17 protein-coding genes and 1 pseudogene are annotated in these 14,254 nt (G+C 75.0%); 15 read left to right on the top strand and 3 right to left on the bottom strand.

Annotated features, from left to right (window positions below; translation table 11 throughout):
• The first annotated feature begins 374 nt into the window (after positions 1-374).
• Positions 375-1,571 (top strand): acyl-CoA dehydrogenase family protein, encoded by a 1,197-nt coding sequence (locus CNO22_RS20190; protein WP_100501058.1) that lies wholly within the window; start codon positions 375-377, stop codon positions 1,569-1,571.
• Between the two features lie 124 nt (positions 1,572-1,695).
• Here the strand turns inward: CNO22_RS20190 and CNO22_RS20195 are convergent, their stop codons facing one another.
• Complete coding sequence (locus tag CNO22_RS20195; RefSeq protein ID WP_100501059.1) at positions 1,696-2,397, bottom strand: DUF4230 domain-containing protein; 702 nt, start codon at positions 2,395-2,397, stop codon at positions 1,696-1,698.
• A gap of 133 nt (positions 2,398-2,530) precedes the next feature.
• Here CNO22_RS20195 and CNO22_RS20200 point away from each other — a divergent pair, with 133 nt between their 5' ends.
• The 4 genes from CNO22_RS20200 to CNO22_RS20215 all read left to right on the top strand — a co-directional run bounded on the left by CNO22_RS20200 (position 2,531) and on the right by CNO22_RS20215 (position 6,263).
• Positions 2,531-3,469: an NADP-dependent oxidoreductase gene (locus CNO22_RS20200; RefSeq protein ID WP_100501060.1), complete on the top strand. Its 939-nt coding sequence runs from the start codon at positions 2,531-2,533 to the stop codon at positions 3,467-3,469.
• 94 nt (positions 3,470-3,563) lie between these two features.
• On the top strand, positions 3,564-3,884 hold the full coding sequence (locus tag CNO22_RS20205) for an EthD family reductase (RefSeq protein WP_100501061.1): 321 nt from the start codon (positions 3,564-3,566) through the stop codon (positions 3,882-3,884).
• Positions 3,881-5,431, top strand: coding sequence for an acetolactate synthase large subunit (locus CNO22_RS20210; RefSeq protein WP_100501062.1), 1,551 nt, complete (start codon positions 3,881-3,883; stop codon positions 5,429-5,431). Before CNO22_RS20205 ends, CNO22_RS20210 begins: the two co-directional genes overlap by 4 nt.
• Position 5,432: 1 nt before the next feature.
• The gene (locus CNO22_RS20215) at positions 5,433-6,263 is read left to right on the top strand and encodes an alpha/beta hydrolase (RefSeq protein WP_100501063.1); all 831 of its coding nucleotides are present in this window, start codon (positions 5,433-5,435) and stop codon (positions 6,261-6,263) included.
• A gap of 21 nt (positions 6,264-6,284) precedes the next feature.
• Here CNO22_RS20215 and CNO22_RS20220 read toward each other — a convergent pair whose 3' ends face one another.
• A complete protein-coding gene (locus tag CNO22_RS20220) occupies positions 6,285-6,944 on the bottom strand; it encodes a class I SAM-dependent methyltransferase (protein ID WP_100501064.1) in 660 nt (219 codons plus the stop codon).
• 183 nt (positions 6,945-7,127) lie between these two features.
• Here CNO22_RS20220 and CNO22_RS20225 point away from each other — a divergent pair, with 183 nt between their 5' ends.
• The 10 genes from CNO22_RS20225 (at position 7,128) to CNO22_RS27875 (ending at position 14,060) form a co-directional block, all read left to right on the top strand.
• Positions 7,128-7,631 (top strand): OsmC family protein, encoded by a 504-nt coding sequence (locus CNO22_RS20225; RefSeq protein WP_100501065.1) that lies wholly within the window; start codon positions 7,128-7,130, stop codon positions 7,629-7,631.
• 127 nt (positions 7,632-7,758) lie between these two features.
• Positions 7,759-8,058, top strand: a complete 300-nt coding sequence (locus tag CNO22_RS20230; protein ID WP_100501066.1) for a hypothetical protein — start codon at positions 7,759-7,761, stop codon at positions 8,056-8,058.
• Positions 8,055-8,942, top strand: coding sequence for a WXG100 family type VII secretion target (locus tag CNO22_RS20235; RefSeq protein WP_100501067.1), 888 nt, complete (start codon positions 8,055-8,057; stop codon positions 8,940-8,942). Before CNO22_RS20230 ends, CNO22_RS20235 begins: the two co-directional genes overlap by 4 nt.
• A gap of 388 nt (positions 8,943-9,330) precedes the next feature.
• Entirely contained in the window at positions 9,331-10,578 is a 1,248-nt protein-coding gene (locus CNO22_RS20240; RefSeq protein WP_100501068.1) for a CpaF family protein, read from the top strand.
• The gene (locus tag CNO22_RS20245; RefSeq protein ID WP_232807195.1) at positions 10,566-11,432 is read left to right on the top strand and encodes a type II secretion system F family protein; all 867 of its coding nucleotides are present in this window, start codon (positions 10,566-10,568) and stop codon (positions 11,430-11,432) included. The genes CNO22_RS20240 and CNO22_RS20245 overlap by 13 nt, the downstream gene beginning before the upstream one ends.
• 73 nt (positions 11,433-11,505) lie before the next feature.
• Positions 11,506-12,447: a type II secretion system F family protein gene (locus tag CNO22_RS20250; protein WP_100501069.1), complete on the top strand. Its 942-nt coding sequence runs from the start codon at positions 11,506-11,508 to the stop codon at positions 12,445-12,447.
• Between the two features lie 29 nt (positions 12,448-12,476).
• Complete coding sequence (locus CNO22_RS20255) at positions 12,477-12,683, top strand: hypothetical protein (RefSeq protein ID WP_100501070.1); 207 nt, start codon at positions 12,477-12,479, stop codon at positions 12,681-12,683.
• The gene (locus tag CNO22_RS20260) at positions 12,676-13,146 is read left to right on the top strand and encodes a TadE/TadG family type IV pilus assembly protein (protein WP_100501071.1); all 471 of its coding nucleotides are present in this window, start codon (positions 12,676-12,678) and stop codon (positions 13,144-13,146) included. The genes CNO22_RS20255 and CNO22_RS20260 overlap by 8 nt, the downstream gene beginning before the upstream one ends.
• On the top strand, positions 13,143-13,610 hold the full coding sequence (locus CNO22_RS20265; RefSeq protein ID WP_100501072.1) for a hypothetical protein: 468 nt from the start codon (positions 13,143-13,145) through the stop codon (positions 13,608-13,610). Before CNO22_RS20260 ends, CNO22_RS20265 begins: the two co-directional genes overlap by 4 nt.
• Before the next feature lie 300 nt (positions 13,611-13,910).
• Positions 13,911-14,060 (top strand): hypothetical protein, encoded by a 150-nt coding sequence (locus tag CNO22_RS27875; RefSeq protein WP_157937030.1) that lies wholly within the window; start codon positions 13,911-13,913, stop codon positions 14,058-14,060.
• Between the two features lie 8 nt (positions 14,061-14,068).
• Here the strand turns inward: CNO22_RS27875 and CNO22_RS20270 are convergent.
• Positions 14,069-14,254: pseudogene (locus CNO22_RS20270) on the bottom strand (hypothetical protein); the annotation flags it as partial.

Raw genomic sequence — 14,254 nt, forward strand, 5'->3', positions numbered from 1 at the left:
GGTGGAAGCGAGTTCGAGGTGGTCAGCGCTGTGAGGACGATGTAGAGGTTAGTGACCGGTAGTGGTGGGATACGACGATGTGGTGAGGAAGAGGTGGCGTGACTAGTTCATCATGCGGCCGCCACGGGGGTGCGGACGTGGGGCGTGGTCGGCAGCGTCGGATGTGTATACGGGCCAGGGGGACGGCGAGGGGTCGGGGGCGCCGCGGCGGGCGTCGTCCTGCGTCATCGTCGTCCTCCGCGGTCGAGGGTGGCTGGGGGGCACGCTAGACGCGCCGGGCCCCGGAGAGTGAGCAGGCACACACGGGCGTCGTCCGGCACCTGTCCCATACTCACCGGTAACCCGGACACCGGAGTCCACGGAGGAGCGACGCGATGACCCGCCTGGCGCAGACCGCCGACCTGACCGACATCCAGCAGGAGATCCTGTCGACGGTCAGGACCTTCGTCGACAAGGAGATCATCCCGCACGCCCAGCAGTTGGAGCACGCCGACGAGTACCCGCAGGAGATCGTCGACGGGCTCAAGGAGCTCGGCATCTTCGGGCTGATGATCCCCGAGGAGTACGGCGGCCTCGGGGAGTCGCTGCTGACCTACGCGCTGGTGGTCGAGGAGATCGCCCGCGGCTGGATGAGCGTCTCCGGCGTCATCAACACCCACTTCATCGTCGCCTACATGGTCCTGCAGCACGGCACGCAGGAGCAGAAGGAGCACCTCCTCCCGCGCATGGCGACCGGCGAGGTGCGCGGCGCGTTCTCGATGTCCGAGCCGGGCCTGGGCTCCGACGTCGCCGGCATCCGCACCAGGGCCCGGCGCGATGGCGACGGATACGTCATCGACGGCCAGAAGATGTGGCTGACCAACGGCGGCAGCTCCACCCTGGTCGCCGCGCTGGTGCGCACCGACGAGGGCGCGGAGAAGGCGCACCAGAACCTGACGACCTTCCTGGTCGAGAAGCCGGCCGGCTTCGGCGAGGTCGTCCCCGGGCTCACCATCCCCGGGAAGATCGACAAGATGGGCTACAAGGGCGTCGACACCACCGAGCTGGTGTTCGACGGCTTCCGGATCGGCGCCGACGCCATCCTCGGCGGCACGCCCGGCCGGGGCTTCGCCCAGATGATGGACGGCGTCGAGGTCGGCCGGGTCAACGTCGCCGCGCGCGCGTGCGGCATCTCGATCCGCGCCTTCGAGCTGGCCATCGCCTACGCCCAGCAGCGGGAGACCTTCGGCAAGCCGATCGCCCAGCACCAGGCGATCGCCTTCCAGCTCGCCGAGATGGCGACCAAGGTCGAGGCCGCCCACGCGCTGATGGTCAAGGCCGCCCGGCTCAAGGACGCCGGCAAGCGCAACGACGTCGAGGCCGGCATGGCCAAGCTGCTGGCCAGCGAGTACTGCGCGGAGGTGACCACGCAGTCCTTCCGCATCCACGGCGGCTACGGCTACTCCAAGGAGTACGAGATCGAGCGGCTCATGCGCGAGGCGCCGTTCCTGCTCATCGGCGAGGGCACCAGCGAGATCCAGAAGACGATCATCAGCCGGGGCCTGCTCAAGGAGTACGCGCTCAAGCGCTGACGTGCGCCCGGATGCACACCGGTCCCCGTCCCCTCGTCGCGAGGGGCCGGGGACCGGTGTGTCCGCCGCATGCTCCGCCCCTGCCCACCATGTGGGGCAGGGGCGGAGCATGCGAGGGAGGAGGTCAGCTCTCGTCGTCGGCCGGCTCGTCGAAGGTGACCTCGACCTGCTGGACGCCGAGCGAGCGCGCGAGGCCGGTCAGCATGTCGCGGGTGTTGGCCTCGGCGCGCTGACGCAGGTCGCTCTGCGCGGCCGCGGCGGCCAGTCGGTCCTCGGCCAGCGCGTACAGCTCGCTGTCGTCGACCGGGTTGTCGCCGAGCGCGTCGCCGACCCGCTCGACCAGCCCGCGGTCGCGGTCGAGCACGCGGCTCTCCGCCGGGTCGATGCGCACCTCGCCCACCCGCGGGGCGGGCAGCGCGATCGTCGCCGACGTCCCGTCGGGGGAGAGGGTGACCCGCCCGGCGTCCAGGCCGTTGAGGTCCACGTAGGCGTCGGCGCTGCCGGTGGCCAGGAAGCTGGCCGACTCGCCGCTGATCACCGAGGGCACGTACCGGGTGTCCACCTCGCGCTCGACGACGACCTGGAAGGTGCCGGTCGCGGCGTGGTACTCGGACAGGTCCTCGAGCGCCAGCAGCAGCGGGGGAGTGCTGGTGTCGACGACGTCCTGACCGAGGGGCCGGTCGGGCAGCCAGTCGGCCACCTGGAAGCCGGCGGGCACGAGCAGGGCGAGGCCGATCCCCGCGGCGACGAGCGTGGCGCGCCCGCGGCGACTGCGGCGCGGGGCCGGGTCCGGGGAGATGGGGCGGGTCTGCAGCAGCGTGGGCATGCGCGCGGCCTCTCGGCTGGGGGTCGGGCGTGCGGTGCTCAGCTGTTCAGCGATCGGGGCGCGCCCGCCATTCCCGACACGCCGGCGGACCCCGCGGGAACAGTGCCGGCCGGTGTCGGCAAGGCTGCCGGCCATGAGAGCCGTCGGGGTGACCGCGTTCGGTGGGCCGGAGGCCCTGCACGTCGTCGACGTCCCGCCGGAGCCGCTGGGCCCCGGGCAGGTGCGGGTGCGGGTGACCGCGGCGGCGGTCAGCCCGACCGACACCCACCTGCGCGAGGGCGCCTACGCCGGGCGCGACCCGGTGCAGGAGTTCCCCTACGTGCCCGGGATGGACGCCGCCGGGGTGCTCGCCGAGATCGGCCCGGACACCGACACCGACCTGCGGGTGGGCGACCGGGTGATGGCGGTCGTCGTCCCCTCGGGGGCGCACGGCGCCTACCGCGAGGACCTGGTGCTGTCGGCCGCCTCGGTGACCCGCTCGCCGGCCGGCAGCACCGACGCCGAGGCCGCGACCCTGCCGATGAACGGGCTCACCGCGCGGCTGGCGCTCGACCTCATGGGCCTGCAGCCGGGCCAGGTGCTGGCGGTGACCGGCGCGGCCGGGGCGTTCGGCGGCTACGTCGTCCAGCTGGGGAAGGCGGACGGACTGACCATCGTCGCCGACGCGTCGGAGGCCGACGCGCAGCTGGTCCGCCACCTGGGTGCCGACGTCGTCGTCCGCCGGGGGGACGACGTCGCCGACCGGATCCGCGCCGCGTTCCCCGACGGCGTCGACGGGCTGGCCGACGGCGCGGTGCAGGACGCGCTGGTGCTGCCCGCGGTGCGCGACGGCGGCGCGGTGGCGACCGTGCGCGGCTACCGGGGCGACGGCTCGGGCCGGGTCCGGGTGCACCCGACCCTCGTGCGGCGGGTGGCGGAGGACCGGGCGGCGCTCGACCGACTGCGCCAGCAGGCCGAGGACGGCGTGCTGACCCTCCGCGTGGCCGACGTGCTGCCCGCCGAGCAGGCCGCCGAGGCGCACCGGCGGCTGGCGCGCGGCGGCGTCCGCGGGCGGCTGGTGCTCACCTTCTGAGGTCGTGGCCCGCGGTGGCGGGAGGTCGACCTGTCCTGACAGGGTGAGGGCGGTCCCGGGCAGCGGAGCCCGGCCTGGTGCGGAGGAGCGGCAGATGGTGCACAGACTCGTCGTCAGCTACGGACAGCCCGAGGACCCGGCGGCGTTCGACGCGTACTACCGCGACACGCACACCCCGCTGGCCACGAAGATGCCCGGCCTGGTCCGGCTGACCACCGGGTCCCCGCAGGCCCTGGACCCGTCGCAGCCCGCGCCGTACCTGGTGGCGGAGCTGGACTTCGAGTCCGAGCAGGCGATGGGTGCGGCGTTCGCCTCCGAGGAGGGGAAGGCGGCGGCCGGCGACGTCGCCGAATTCGCCACCGGCGGCGCGACCATGACGCACTACGAGGTGAACGAGGTGCACGCCGCCCGGTGAACGGTGCACAGGCACTCATCCGCACGCTGGTCGCCGCCGGGGTCGACGTCTGCTTCGCCAACCCCGGCACGTCGGAGATGCACTTCGTCGCGGCGCTCGACGACGTCCCCGAGATGCGCGGCGTGCTGACGCTGTTCGAGGGCGTCGCCACCGGCGCCGCCGACGGCTACGCGCGGATGGCCGGGAAGCCGGCGGCCACGCTGCTGCACCTGGGCCCGGGGCTGGCCAACGGACTGGCCAACCTGCACAACGCCCGCCGCGGCCGCGCGCCGGTGGTGAACGTGGTCGGCGACCACGCCCGCTCGCACAAGCGGCTGGACGCGCCGCTGGAGTCCGACCTCGACGCCCTGGCCGGTGCGGTGTCGGGCTGGCTGCGCCGGTCGCTGTCGCCGGCCGACGTCGCTGCCGACGCCGCCGAGGCGGTCGCGGAGTCCGCGCGGCGCGGCATCGCCACGCAGGTGCTGCCCGCCGACGTGTCCTGGGAGGACGGCGCCGAGCCGGCGCAGCCGCAGCCGGTGCGCCCGGCTCCGCAGGTGGCGCCGTCCGTGGTGGACGACGTCGCCGCGGTGCTGCGCTCCGGCGAGCCGACCGTGCTGTTCCTGGGCGGGGACGTCGTCGCCAGTGAGGAGGCGCTGCTGGCCGCCGGGCAGGTCGCCGCGGGCACCGGCGCGCGGCTGCTGGCCGAGACGTTCTCCGCGCGGACGGTGCGCGGTGCCGGCCTGCCCGACCTCCCCAAGCTGCCCTACCCGCCGGAGATGGCGATCGCCGCGCTGGCCGGCACCCGCCACCTGGTGCTGGCCGGGGCCGCGTCGCCGGTGCACTTCTTCGGCTACCCGGGCGTCCCGGGCACACCGGTGCCCGAGGACTGCAGGGTGCACGTGCTGTCCGCGCTCGGTGAGGACGGCGCCGCGGCGGTGCGGGCGCTGGCCGAGGTCACGGCACCGGAGGCGCGCGCGGAGGTGCTGGAGGCGTCCCGGCCCGAGCTGCCGACCGGCGAGCTGACGCCGCGGGCGGTGTCGGCGGTCGTCGGGGCGCTGCTGCCGGAGCGGGCGATCGTCGTCGACGAGGCGCTGACCTCCGGCGTCGGGCTGGCGGAGCTCACCGCCGGGGCGCCGCGGCACGACTGGCTGGCGCTGACCGGCGGCGCCATCGGCGACGGGCTGCCCATGGCCGTGGGCGCGGCGGTGGCCTGCCCGGACCGGCCGGTGCTCGCCCTGCAGGCCGACGGCAGCGCGATGTACACGATCCAGTCGCTGTGGACGATGGCCCGCGAGCAGCTCGACGTCACCGTCGTCGTGTACGACAACGGCTCCTACGCGATCCTCCAGCACGAGCTGTCCCGGGTGGGTGCGGCCGAGGACGGCAAGCGCGCCGGCGAGCTGCTGCACCTGGGCACCCCGTCCCTGGACTTCGTCGCGCTGGCCACCGGCATGGGCGTGACGGCGACCCGGGCCACGACCGCCGAGGAGCTCGCCGCGCAGCTGCGGGCGGCGCTGACCGAGCCCGGGCCGCACCTGGTCCAGGCGGTGCTGCCCGGCCGGAGGTGAGATGGCGGCACGGGGCCCGGTCCGGCGCCTGGCCCGCGCGGCGGTGGTCGTCGCCGTCGTCCTCGTCGTGCTGACCGGTCTGCTGTGGGGGCTGCAGCGGCGTCTCGTCTACCTGCCCGACGACGGCCCGGTGCCCGCGGCGGCCACGGTGCTGCCCGGTGCCCGGGACGTCGTCCTGGAGACCTCCGACGGGCTGCGGCTGGGGGCCTGGTACCGGCCCGGCCGCGACGCGGAGGCACCCGCCGTGCTGGTGGCCAACGGCAACGGCGGGCACCGCGGCCTGCGGGCGCCGCTGGCCGCGGCACTGGCCGGGCGGGGGCTGGCCGTGCTGCTGTTCGACTACCGCGGCTACGGCGGCAACCCCGGCACTCCCAGCGAGGAGGGGCTGGCGCGGGACGTGCGCGCCGCCCGCGCCCACCTGCTGGAGGAGGCCGGGGCGTCGCCGGACCGGCTGGTCTACCTCGGCGAGAGCCTGGGCGCCGCCGTCGTCACCGAGCTCGCGACCGAGCACCCGCCGGCCGGGCTGGTGCTGCGGTCGCCGTTCGTCGACCTCGCCGCCGTCGGCGCGGAGCACTACCCGTTCCTGCCGGTCCGTGCGCTGCTGCGCGACCGCTATCCGGTGGCGGAGCGGATCGCGACGATCCGGGTGCCGACCACGGTGGTGCTCGGGGACGCCGACTCGATCGTCCCGCCGGCGCAGAGCCGCGCCGTCGCCGCGGCGGCGGCCGACCTGCACCGGCTCGTGGAGGTCCCCGGCGCCGACCACAACGACCGCGTGCTGCTGGACGGCGGCGCGCTGGTCGACGCGGTCGTGGAGCTGGCCGGCCGCTGAGTGCGGTGCTCCCCGGCGGGGTCAGGCGGTCGCGCGGTAGGAGGTGTACCGGCCGACCCAGCGGTGGACGTCGGAGCCGGTCTCCACGACCTCGGCGAAGCCGGCCCGACGGAGCAGGTCCGGGACGTCGTCCACGGCGTGCTCCCGGGTGAACCGGTGCCGGTGACCCCGGTCGCCGGACCCGCCGACGTCCACCAGGTGCAGAGCGCCACCGGGCCGCAGCACGCGGAGCACCTCGCGCATCGCCGGCTCCCGCTCGCCGGCCGGCACGTGGTGGAGCATGAACGACGAGAGGACGACGTCCACGCTGTCGTCGGCGTAGGGCAGTTCGTCGGCGTAGCCGCGGTCGAGCTGGACGGCCAGCCCACGGCGGTGGGCCTTCCGGTCGGCGCGGGCGAGCGCGGCGAGGTCGGGGTCGAGTCCGACGACGACCGCCGCGGGCTGGGCCCGCTTGGCCGCGAGCAGCAGGTTGCCGGTGCCGCAGCCGATCTCCAGGACGCGCCGGCCGGGCCGGAGGCCGGCCTGGTCGAGCAGTCGCCGATGGATGGGCTCCACGCCGGCCAGCCGGGTGAACGGGTCGTAGAGGGGCAGCAGCCACCGGTGCCGCGTCCCGGGGAGGAAGCTGCGCTCCCCGCCGGTCACCGCCGTCCGCGTGCGCGCGCTGCCGGTCGTGCCACCCATGCCGAGCCCCTCCGCTGCGGACCATCCCCCGGTGACCACTCCACCCTCGACCGTCGTGCGGGAGACGGCAAGGAGGAGGGTGAGCGCCGCGACGAGGCCGCCGACGACCGAGCCGTCCTCCCACCTGGCGGGGGCCGTGTCCGGCCGAGAGCATGGGGGTCTCGACGACACGGGAGGCCCGGGATGGACGCCGCAGTGCTGCGGGACCTGCAGGCACCGCTCAAGCAGCAATACCGAGACGACCCGGCGTCGGCCTGCGCGAGCATGCACGCCGAGGCCGCCTTCACCGATCCCGGCGTCACCTGCACCGTGCAGACCTGGGCCGGCCCGGCCCGCGCCGGCCTGCACACCTCGACCGGTGGTGACGGCGGCGACGCCTGCTCCGGCGACATGCTGCTGCAGGCGTTGCTGGCCTGCGCGGGCGTGACGATGCGCAGCGTGGCGACGGCGATGGGGATCGAGATCCGCTCGGCCCGGCTGACGGCGCGTGGCGAGATGGACGCCCGCGGGACGCTCGGCGTCTCCAAGGAGGCCCCGGTCGGCATGGGCGCGATCGCCGTGGACGCCGAGCTCGACACCGACGCCGACGACGCCACCCTCGCCAAGCTCGGCCAGCTCACCGAGCGGTACTGCGTGGTCGCCCAGACCCTGGCGCAGCCCCCGCACCTCTCGGTCCGCCGGGCCTGAGCCGTCGCCGGGCCCCGTCGGCCCCTCGACCGGGTGGAACCCCGGCCCTGACCCCTCGTGCTCACTGAGTGTCGCCGGACCTGCCGATAGAGTCACGGGCACGACCGACGAGGGGGACGACGCCGCGATGGGGGACCTGCAGTACAGCCTGCAGCTGCTCACCGGGCTGGGCAGCGAGCTCGGGAGCCTGGCCGACGTCATGGACGGGACCGGCCCGGACACCCGGTGGGACCGCGAGGACGTCGGCCACCGTCGCGTGGCAGACGCGCTGCAGCACTTCGCCGGCAGCTGGGACGACCGCCGCGAGCTGCTCACCCGGTCGCTGCGCGAGGTCGGGGAGATGGCCACGGCCAGCGCCGAGACCTTCCGGGACGTCGACGAGCAGCTCGCGGCCGAGGTCCGCGGGATCCTCGAGGGGGGCTCGTGAGCGCCCGCCCGGGGGAGTGGCACCTGCTCTGCCACGACCGCGACCCGGTCCCGGGGGACCCCGACCACGTCGACCGGCTGGCCCGGGGCTACGAGGAGGCCGCGGACGACGTCGAGCGGCTGGCCGGCCGGCTGCGGCGACTGTCGGACCTCGACGGCTGGACCGGCGACGCCGCCGAGAAGTTCGCGGAGAGCGCCGACGACCTCGCCGACGACCTCGGCAAGGCCGAGCGCCGGTACCGGGACCTGGCCGCGGCGGTGCGCGACTGGGTCGCGCCGCTGCGCCGCGCGCGCGACGAGTCGGCCGGCGCGCTGCGCGAGGCCGAGGCCGCGGACGACGAGATGCGGCGGCACAGCACCGACCCCTACGCCGGCATCGCCGAGCCCACGCCGGCGGAGATCGCCGCGCACCAGCGCTGGCAGCAGGCCCGCGCCGACGCCGCGGCCCGCAAGCGGCAGGCGCAGGGCCGGCTGGACGGCGCGCTGTGCGACCTGGACACCGCCGCCGGCCGCGTCGCCGAGCGGATCCGCTCGGCCGCCGAGCACGGGGCCGACAGCTGGTGGGACAACGCCAAGGGCAGCGTCCGGTCGGTCGCCGGGATCCTCAAGGCGGTCGTCGACATCCTCGGGTACGTGGCGATGGTCCTGGCGGCGATCACGCTGGTCGTCGTCCTCGTCGCCAGCGCGCCCGTCTGGTTGATCGCGGCGGGCGTCGGCATCGGCCTGGTCATGGCCGGCCTGCACACCGCCCTGGTGGTCTCGGAATCCGGCGAGGCGGCGCTGCTGCTCGCCTGCAGCACCGTCACCGAGCCGGTGGCGGAGGAGCTCGTCGTGCTCTTCGACGCGATCGCTGCTTCTCTGTGCCTGGAGCCGTCCGAGACTTGAGCGGTGACGCTCGCGGACCCCAGGGAGCCCGAGCCCCTACCCGGGTGGCTGGAGACCACCACCCAGCGGGTGTGCAAGGCGGAGTACTCGTAGCGGATCGGCGCATCCGTCGCCGCCGCACAGCTGGAGAGCTGAGCTCGAGCAGGTCGGCCGCGGCCGACGGCCGGGTGGAGGGTCCGCGCGTCCTCGGCCGCTGCCCACCATGCGGGGCAGGGGCCGAGCATCGGGACCCCCACCTGTCGCGTGGCCGGTGTCGGCACCGGGTGACACCCGACCGGGTGGGACGGTCGGGGCCGTCGTCCACAGATCGTGGCGACCGGCGCCCGCGGATCGCTGCGTTCTCCTACTGTCCGTCGTCGTCCTGACCAGGCTCGACGACGGGGGTGCCGTGCCGACTGCGACCAATGCACTGGAGGTCGTCGACGGCGAGGTGCGCGAGCTGATCCGCCGGCGTGGGCTGGACCCGTTCACCGATCCCGGTCCGGTCCGCCTGCTGGTGCGCGACGTGGTGGCCGACTACTCCGAGCGGTCGCTGACCTCGGCGCTGCCGCCGATCGGTGATGCCGAGTCGGTGGTCCGCGACGTGCTGGACCGGGTGGCCGGGTTCGGGCCGCTGCAGCGGTGGCTGGACGACCCCGAGGTCGAGGAGATCTGGGTCAACGAGCCGGGCCGGGTGTTCGTCGCCCGGCGGGGCCGGTCGGAGCTGACGACGACGATCCTGGCGCCCGGTGAGCTGGCCGACCTGGTCGAGCGGATGCTGCGCACCTCGGGCCGCCGGATCGACATGTCGACGCCCTTCGTCGACGCGATGATGCCCGACGGGTCGCGGCTGCACGTGGTCATCCCGGACATCACCCGGCGCCACATGGCGGTCAACATCCGCAAGTTCGTGCTGCAGGCGCACTCCCTCGACGAGCTGGTCGCCCTGGGCACGCTCACCCCGCAGGCCGCCCGGTTCCTCGAGGCGGCGGTGGTCTCCGGACTCAACGTGCTGGTCGCCGGTGGCACGCAGGCGGGGAAGACCACGCTGCTCAACTGCCTGTGCGCCGCCATCCCAGCACGCGAGCGCGTCATTACCTGCGAGGAGGTCTTCGAGCTCCGCGTGCCCCTTCCCGACGTGGTGGCGATGCAGACCCGCCAGCCCAACCTCGAGGGCGCCGGGGAGATCCCGCTGCGCCGGCTGGTCAAGGAGGCGCTGCGGATGCGGCCCTCCCGCATCGTCGTCGGCGAGGTGCGGCAGGAGGAGTGCCTCGACCTGCTCATCGCGCTGAACTCCGGGCTGCCGGGCATGTGCACGCTGCACGCCAACAGCGCCCGCGAGGCGGTCACGAAGATGTGCACGCTGCCGCTGCTGGCCGGCGAGAACATCGGCCACGCGTTCGTCGTCCCCACGGTGGCGGCCAGCGTCGACCTGGTCGTGCACGTCGGCAGCGACCCCGACGGACGGCGCCGCGTGCGCGAGGTCGTCGCCGTGCCGGGCCGGTCCGAGGACGGCGTCATCGAGCTGGCCGACGTCTTCACCACCCGCGACGGCCGGCTGGTGCGCGGCACCGGCTACCCGCCGCACCCGGAGCGCTTCGCCGCGCACGGCTTCGACCTGCCCGCCCTGCTCGACGACGCCCGGTGGCGGGGGTGACCGGCGCGCTGCTCGGGCTGCTGCTCGGCGTCGGCCTGCTGCTCGTGTGGCGCAGCGGCCCGCGCGCCCCGCAGCGTCGCGAGCGTTCCCGCGCGCCGTCGCGGCGGCAGCAGCACCTGGCGGCGGCAGGCCTGACCGGCATCAACGCCGCCCAGCTCACCGCCCTGCAGGTCGGGCTCGGTCTGCTGGCCGCGGTCGTCGTCCTGCTCACCACCGGCACGGTCACGGTGAGCCTGCTCTTCGGCGCCTTCGCCGCGGCACTGCCCGTCGTCCAGGTGCGCCGGCTCGCGGTCAAGCGGCGGGCCGACCTGCGCGAGGTGTGGCCGGAGGTCGTCGACAACCTGGCCTCCGCCGTGCGGGCCGGGCTCTCGCTGCCCGAGGCGCTCTCGGCGCTGGCCACCCGCGGACCGGAGGTGCTGCGCCCGCCCTTCGCCCGGTTCGCCGCCGAGTACCGCTCCAGCGGCCGCTTCGGCGACTGCCTCGACCGGCTCAAGGACGACCTGGCCGACCCGGTGGGCGACCGCATCGTCGAGACGCTGCGGGTGGCCCGTGAGGTCGGCGGCAGCGACCTCGGCCGCGTGCTGCGCACCCTCGCCTCGTTCCTGCGCGAGGACGCCCGCGCCCGCGCGGAGCTGGAGACCCGGCAGGGCTGGGTCGTGCAGGCCGCCCGGCTGGCCGTCGCCGCGCCGTGGGTGGTGCTGCTCCTGCTGGCCACCCAGTCGGCGACGCTGGAGGCCTACGACTCGGCCCTGGGGACGGCGATCCTGCTCGGCGGCGCCGCGGTCTGCCTGGCCTCCTACCGGCTGATGCTGCGGATCGGCCGGCTGCCGCAGGACGTGCGGGTGCTCCAGTGAGCGAGCTCGCGAGCTCACCGATGAGCACAGCAGCTCCGCGAACGCGGCCGACGAGCGCCAGCGAGGAGGACTCGTGAGCGCCGCTCTGGCGGGGATGCTGCTCGGGCTGGCCGCGGCGGCCGGGGTGCTGCTCGTGGTCAACTTCGCGCCGCCGTTCCGCTCGGTGCGCCTGGTCGACCGGCTGGCGCCCTACGTGCACGACACCCCGCCGCCGTCCCGGCTGCTGGGCACCGCGACCGAGGCCGGGCTGCTCACCGCCGTCCGGCGGCTGTTCGGCCCCGTGGTCGCCGACGGCGCCCGCTTCGTCGACCGGGTCCTCGGCGGCCGGACGGCCGTGCGCCGGCGGCTCGACGCGCTGGGCAGCGACGCCGGCGTCGAGGACTTCCGCGTCGAGCAGGTGGTGTGGGGCGGCCTCGGGCTGCTCGGCGCGGCCCTGCTGGCGGCGGCCGGCTCGCTGCTGGCCGGGGACGTCAACGTGCTGTCGGTGGCGTTGCTGTGCGTGGCCGGACTGGTCGGCGGCGTCCTCGGCCGCGACTGGTGGCTGACTCAGCAGGTGCACCGGCGTGAGGAGCTGCTGCTCGCGGAGTTCCCCGTGGTCGCCGAGCTGCTCGCCCTGGCGGTCACGGCGGGGGAGAGCCCGACCGCGGCGATCGCGCGGGTGACCCGGCTGTCGGGCGGCGAGCTCGCCCGCGAGCTGGGCGCGGCGCTCGGCCGGGCCCGGGCGGGTGTGCCGCTGGCCGGCGCGCTCCAGCAGGTCGCCGACCGCACCTCGCTGGACCCGCTGGCCCGCTTCGTCGACGGACTGCTCGTGGCGCTGGAGCGCGGCACCCCGCTCGCCGAGGTGCTGCGTGCGCAGGCAGCCGACGTCCGGGAGGCCGGCAAGCGCCGGCTGCTCGAGGCCGGCGGACGCAAGGAGATCGCGATGATGGTGCCGGTCGTCTTCCTGGTGCTGCCGGTGACCGTCCTCTTCGCGCTCTATCCCGGCTTGATCAGCATCGTCTCGCTGGCGCGATGAGCCCGCGGACACGACAGGAAGGACGCAGCATGCCGTTGTTCACGGGGGTCCTCGCGGCGCTGGCCGCACTCGCCGACCGCCTGCGCGGGGACGACGCCGAGCGGGGTGACGTGCCCGGCTGGGTCATGATCACGGTGATGACGGCGGCGCTCGTGCTCGCCATCCTCATCCCGTTCCGCGAGGCGATCGTCGCCGCGGTCACCAACGCCCTGGCGTCCGTCACGACCGGTGGCTGAGAAAGGACCCCTCTGCCCCCCGCCACTCGCAGGCTCGCGACGGGCCCCTGCAGAGGGGCCGTTCGGGGACCGGGAGGACGACGGCGAGCGGGGTGCCGCGGTCGTCGAGTTCATCTTCGTGTCGGTGCTGGTCGTGGTGCTGCTGCTGGCGGTGCTGCAGGTCGCGGTGTACGTGCACGTGCGCAACGTGGTGGCGGCGAGCGCGCAGGAGGGCGCCCGGTTCGCGGCCAACGCCGACGTGCCGTCGTCCGCCGGTGCCGACCGCACGGTGGCGGTCGTGGCGCGGGCGACCTCGCGGCAGACCGCTGACGGGCTGGTGTGCAGCTCGGCGGAGGAGGTCGACGCCAGCGGGCTGACGCTGGTGGTGGTCCGCTGTTCCGGCGCGGTGCCGACGCTGCTGGCCGGGCTGGGCTCGCTGCTGCCGGTCGAGGTCACCGGCCGGGCAGTCGAGGAGGGCGCGTGAGGTGGCTGCGGGCCCGGCTGGGGATGGTCGCCGGTGAGCGGGGTTCGGCGCTGGTCGAGTTCACCTTCATCGCGATCGTCGTGTTCCTGCCGCTGGTGTACGTCGTGGCCGGGTTCTCGGCGGTGCAGCGCGGGGTGTTCGCCTCGACCGCGGCCGCGCGCGAGGCCGGGCGGGCGATGGGCACCGCGCCGGACCCGGTCACCGGTGCGACCCGGGCCGAGGCGGCGGCCCGGCTGGCGGTGGCCGACCAGTCGGTCGAGGCCACCGACGTCCGCGTGGCCTACGCCCCGGCCGGCGCCGGCTGCGACGCCGCGGGCGGTTACGCGCCGACCCTGACGCGCGGGGAGGAGTTCTCCGTCTGCGTGACCGTGACGGTGCGCGTCCCGCTGCTGCCGGAGTTCGTCGACGCCAGCACCGCCACGGGCCAGTTCGTCGTCGAGCGCGACCGCTACGTCGACGCCTGACCGACCGTTGCCGGCGTTCCTCGCGGGTTGCCGGTCCTGCAGCACCGGCAACCCGCGAACAAGGCCGGCAGTGGCTCCGCCGATGGGCACGTGGCGGCGCTGCGCACGACGTGGCCGGGGTGCTCCTGCACGGCCCGTCCCGGAGCGCGAGCGGCCCGTGAGGGACACGGGCGGTGGCCCGACGCGGCGCACAGGGGCGAAGGACCCTATGGCAAGCCGCGGAGCCTCGGTGGCAGCATCGCGTCCCTTCCGGCGAGACGGGTCGGTCTCGTCGCGGGCGGATCGTGCGTGGAGGGGCTCATGCGGGTGCTTCGGGCCACGGTCGTCGCGGTGGTGGGTGCGGCAGCGGTACTGCTCGTCCCCGGGGCTGCCACGGCCGACGTCGCAGTGCAGCACGACTGCGCGCAGCTGTGGTTCTGGTGGATCCCGTTGCCCTGCGACCCGGACTAGGGCGTGTCTCATAGATCGTGGTCGGCGGGGTGGCGGAGCCAGATCTTGATCGAGGCGACGTCGATCGTGCCGCGGAAGACGAACTCGCGTTTGTCGGTGCGCATTGCGACCGCCCGGAAGTCCTTGAGCTTGTTGATCGCGCGCTCGACGGTGTTTCGCTGCTTGTAGGACTCCACGTCGAAGGCCGGTGGCCG

This window comes from Geodermatophilus chilensis, assembly GCF_002802985.1.
GTDB classification, from domain to species: Bacteria; Actinomycetota; Actinomycetes; order Mycobacteriales; family Geodermatophilaceae; genus Geodermatophilus; species Geodermatophilus chilensis.

What these genes read in the sequence shown, in the direction of transcription:
- CNO22_RS20255 (WP_100501070.1), top strand. Translation starts at nt 12,477, where the DNA reads ATGCCGTTGTTCACGGGGGTCCTCGCGGCGCTGGCCGCACTCGCCGAC.
- CNO22_RS20220 (WP_100501064.1), bottom strand. Translation starts at nt 6,944, where the DNA reads ATGGGTGGCACGACCGGCAGCGCGCGCACGCGGACGGCGGTGACCGGC.
- CNO22_RS20190 (WP_100501058.1), top strand. Translation starts at nt 375, where the DNA reads ATGACCCGCCTGGCGCAGACCGCCGACCTGACCGACATCCAGCAGGAG.
- CNO22_RS27875 (WP_157937030.1), top strand. Translation starts at nt 13,911, where the DNA reads ATGCGGGTGCTTCGGGCCACGGTCGTCGCGGTGGTGGGTGCGGCAGCG.
- CNO22_RS20215 (WP_100501063.1), top strand. Translation starts at nt 5,433, where the DNA reads ATGGCGGCACGGGGCCCGGTCCGGCGCCTGGCCCGCGCGGCGGTGGTC.
- CNO22_RS20195 (WP_100501059.1), bottom strand. Translation starts at nt 2,397, where the DNA reads ATGCCCACGCTGCTGCAGACCCGCCCCATCTCCCCGGACCCGGCCCCG.
- CNO22_RS20200 (WP_100501060.1), top strand. Translation starts at nt 2,531, where the DNA reads ATGAGAGCCGTCGGGGTGACCGCGTTCGGTGGGCCGGAGGCCCTGCAC.
- CNO22_RS20230 (WP_100501066.1), top strand. Translation starts at nt 7,759, where the DNA reads ATGGGGGACCTGCAGTACAGCCTGCAGCTGCTCACCGGGCTGGGCAGC.
- CNO22_RS20225 (WP_100501065.1), top strand. Translation starts at nt 7,128, where the DNA reads ATGGACGCCGCAGTGCTGCGGGACCTGCAGGCACCGCTCAAGCAGCAA.
- CNO22_RS20205 (WP_100501061.1), top strand. Translation starts at nt 3,564, where the DNA reads ATGGTGCACAGACTCGTCGTCAGCTACGGACAGCCCGAGGACCCGGCG.